The sequence below is a fragment of the Streptomyces sp. UH6 genome, from assembly GCF_013421635.1.
In the GTDB taxonomy this organism is placed as follows: Bacteria; Actinomycetota; Actinomycetes; order Streptomycetales; family Streptomycetaceae; genus Streptomyces; species Streptomyces abyssomicinicus.
On sequence record NZ_JACADT010000724.1, the window covers coordinates 1 to 2,902 of the forward strand.

Consider the following 2,902-nt stretch of genomic DNA (forward strand, 5'->3'; position numbering starts at 1 on the left):
CCGCCCTGCTCCGGCTGCCGCCGTCGTGCGGGCCGGTGCGGCTGATCGGCGTCGACGGGCACGCCGGGTCCGGCAAGACCACCTTCGCCGCCCGCCTGGCGGAGGCGCTCGGGGGCGCGCCGGTGCTCCATCTCGACGACATCGCCACCCATCGGGAGCTGTTCTCCTGGACCGCCCGGTTCGCCTCAGAGGTGCTGGAGCCGCTGCGGGAGGGGCGCACGGCGCGCTACGCGCCCTACGACTGGTCCGCACGCCGCTTCGGCGCGCCACGTCCGTTGCCGCCCGCCCCCGCCGTGGTCGTCGAGGGGGTCGGGGCCGGCCGGCGCGCCCTTCGCCCTTCTCTGACCCGTCTGATCTGGATGGACGTGCCGGCCGAGGAGGCCTGGCGGCGCGGCCGGCGGCGGGACGGCGAGGAGCAGCGGGCCTTCTGGGACCGGTGGGAGGCCGCCGAGCGCGCGCACTTCGCGCGCGATCCCTCGCGCCCCCACGCGCACCTGCTGGTCCGTGGACCGGCTTCCGGCTACGAGCTGTCGGAAGGCCCCTCCCCCACTTTTCTCACCGTCGGTGACGACTCGTCGGCACCACGCGAACCCCTGCGTCCCGGGCGGTACGGAACCTCCGGACGGGACGCCGGCACGGCTTGACCCCGGGGCCGTGCAGGTCTTACGTTCTCAAGGAACGGCCCCCTCGGGCCGCCCTCGTACGCGAAGCCCCCGGTTGTTCCCCCGTGACCGGGGGCTTCGTTCTGTCCGGAGCCGGCTTTCCGGACTCCTCGTGCCCCACTTCGCTCACCGTGGGTGACCGCGCGGGTGCCGCAACGATGCGCCGGTGATGCCCCGAGCGCCCTCGTCGCACCCGTAGGGCCGCCACGGCCCCATGGGTACGATGCCTTCGGTGCGTCCGTCGGTCCGCCGCCGTGGGGCCAACCGGGGCCGGTGGGTGGGCGGTTCGGCCGAGGCGGCAGCCGGGGCCGGCCCGGCGGCGAGGGACGGGGGCACGGTTTGTGGGGGACGACGACGTGAGGGAATTCGGCGCACGGGGCCCCGGCGCCCCTGCCGATCTGGCCTGGCTCCGAGGCGTGGACGCCTACAGCATGGGCGCCTATCCGCAGGCGGAGGAGGAGTTCCGCGCCGCGGTGCGCCTCGACCCCGGCATGGCCGACGGCTGGCTCGGCCTGCACGCCCTGCGGGTCGACACGACGACCGCGCTGCTGCGGATGCACCAGTACCGCGACCGCTTCGGCGAGCAGCGCACCCGGCACGGCCGGCCGCTCAACTCCTGGTACTGGCTGGGCTGGTGGGTGCAGCCGGTGCTGGAGAGCCGGCGCGACCTGCTGCTGGCGCACGCCTCGCACTGGCTGGACGGCCGTCATGTGCCCGAACTCGACCGCGCCCTCGGCGGGTTGCCGTCGGCCGAGGCCGATCACCAGGTCAGGTTCCTGCACGCGTGCCGCGCGTACCTGGTGAAGGACTGGGACCAACTCGTGCGGCACACCGACCCGTTGGTCGACGACCCGGTGCTGGGCATCGAGGCGAGGCTCTTCGGCGGCATGGCCCGGGTCCGGCTGGAGATGTACGGGCAGGCGGAGCCGCTGCTGTCGGCGGCCCTGATGCGCTGCCGCAGCGAGCAGCCGCAGCGCAAGGAGCTGCGCTACTGGCTGGCGCGGGCCCACGAGGGGACGGGCCGGACGGCGGCCGCGCTGCCGCTGTACCGCGCCGTGCACCATGTCGACCCCTCGTTCATGGACACCGCCGCACGGCTGGCGGCGATCTCCGAGGGGGACGGCTGGGACGAGGACGCCGAGCTGGGCATGGACGGCTACGCGGGTTTCCCCCTCTCCTCCGCGGCCGACGGGGCGGAGGGCCTGGACCCGCTGGCCGGCACGGCGGGTCGGGACGTGGGGGTGAAGGTCTCCGACCCGGACGCCGGGACGACGTCGCTGTCCTCGCCGGACACCGTGCGGGAGAAGGCGTTCGTCCCGCTCCAGCCGTTCCCGCCGGGGCCGGCCGATCCGGTGCTGCTGGAGGAGGCGCTGGCGGAGCTGGAGCGGATGGTCGGCCTGGAGCCGGTCAAGCGGCAGGTGAAGGCGCTGTCGGCCCAGCTCAACATGGCGCGGCTGCGCGCCGATCAGGGGCTTCCGGTGCGGCCGCCGAAGCGGCACTTCGTCTTCTCCGGCCCGTCGGGCACCGGCAAGACCACGGTGGCCCGGATACTCGGGCGGGTCTTCTACGCGCTGGGGCTGCTCGGCGGCGACCATCTGGTGGAGGCCCAACGGGCCGATCTGGTGGGCGAGTTCCTGGGACAGACCGCCGTGAAGGCCAATGAGCTGATCGACTCGGCGCTGGGCGGGGTCCTCTTCGTCGACGAGGCGTACTCACTGGTCAACACCGGTTACGGCAAGGGCGACGCCTACGGTGACGAGGCGCTCCAGGTGCTGCTGAAGCGCGCGGAGGACAACCGGGACCATCTGGTGGTCATACTCGCCGGCTATCCCGAGGGGATGGACCGGCTGCTGGCCGCCAACCCCGGACTGTCCTCCCGGTTCACCACGCGGGTGGACTTCCCCTCCTACCGGCCCGACGAACTCTGCGCGATCGGCGAGGTCCTCGCCGAGGAGAACGGCGACGGGTGGGACGAGGAGGCGCTGGAGGAACTGCTGTCGATCAGCACGCACGTGGTCGAGCAGGGGTGGATCGACGAGCTGGGCAACGGGCGGTTCCTGCGCACGCTGTACGAGAAGAGCTGCGCGTACCGGGATCTGCGGCTGTCGGCGGTCCCGGGGGCGGCGGAGCTGTCACGGGAGGACCTGTCGACGCTGCGGCTGCCGGATCTGATGCAGGCGTACGGGGAGGTGCTCTCCGGCCGCGAGCCGGCCGGCCCCGAGTGACGGACCGGCCACGGC

2 protein-coding genes are annotated in these 2,902 nt (G+C 73.7%); both read left to right on the forward strand.

The window, feature by feature from the left end; translation table 11 throughout:
* Nucleotides 1-5 precede the first annotated feature (5 nt).
* On the forward strand, nucleotides 6-644 hold the full coding sequence (locus HW445_RS24865; RefSeq protein WP_257231273.1) for a uridine kinase: 639 nt from the start codon (nucleotides 6-8) through the stop codon (nucleotides 642-644).
* 359 nt (nucleotides 645-1,003) lie between these two features.
* Nucleotides 1,004-2,887, forward strand: a complete 1,884-nt coding sequence (locus HW445_RS24870) for an AAA family ATPase (protein ID WP_180223165.1) — start codon at nucleotides 1,004-1,006, stop codon at nucleotides 2,885-2,887.
* The last annotated feature ends 15 nt before the right edge of the window (nucleotides 2,888-2,902 follow it).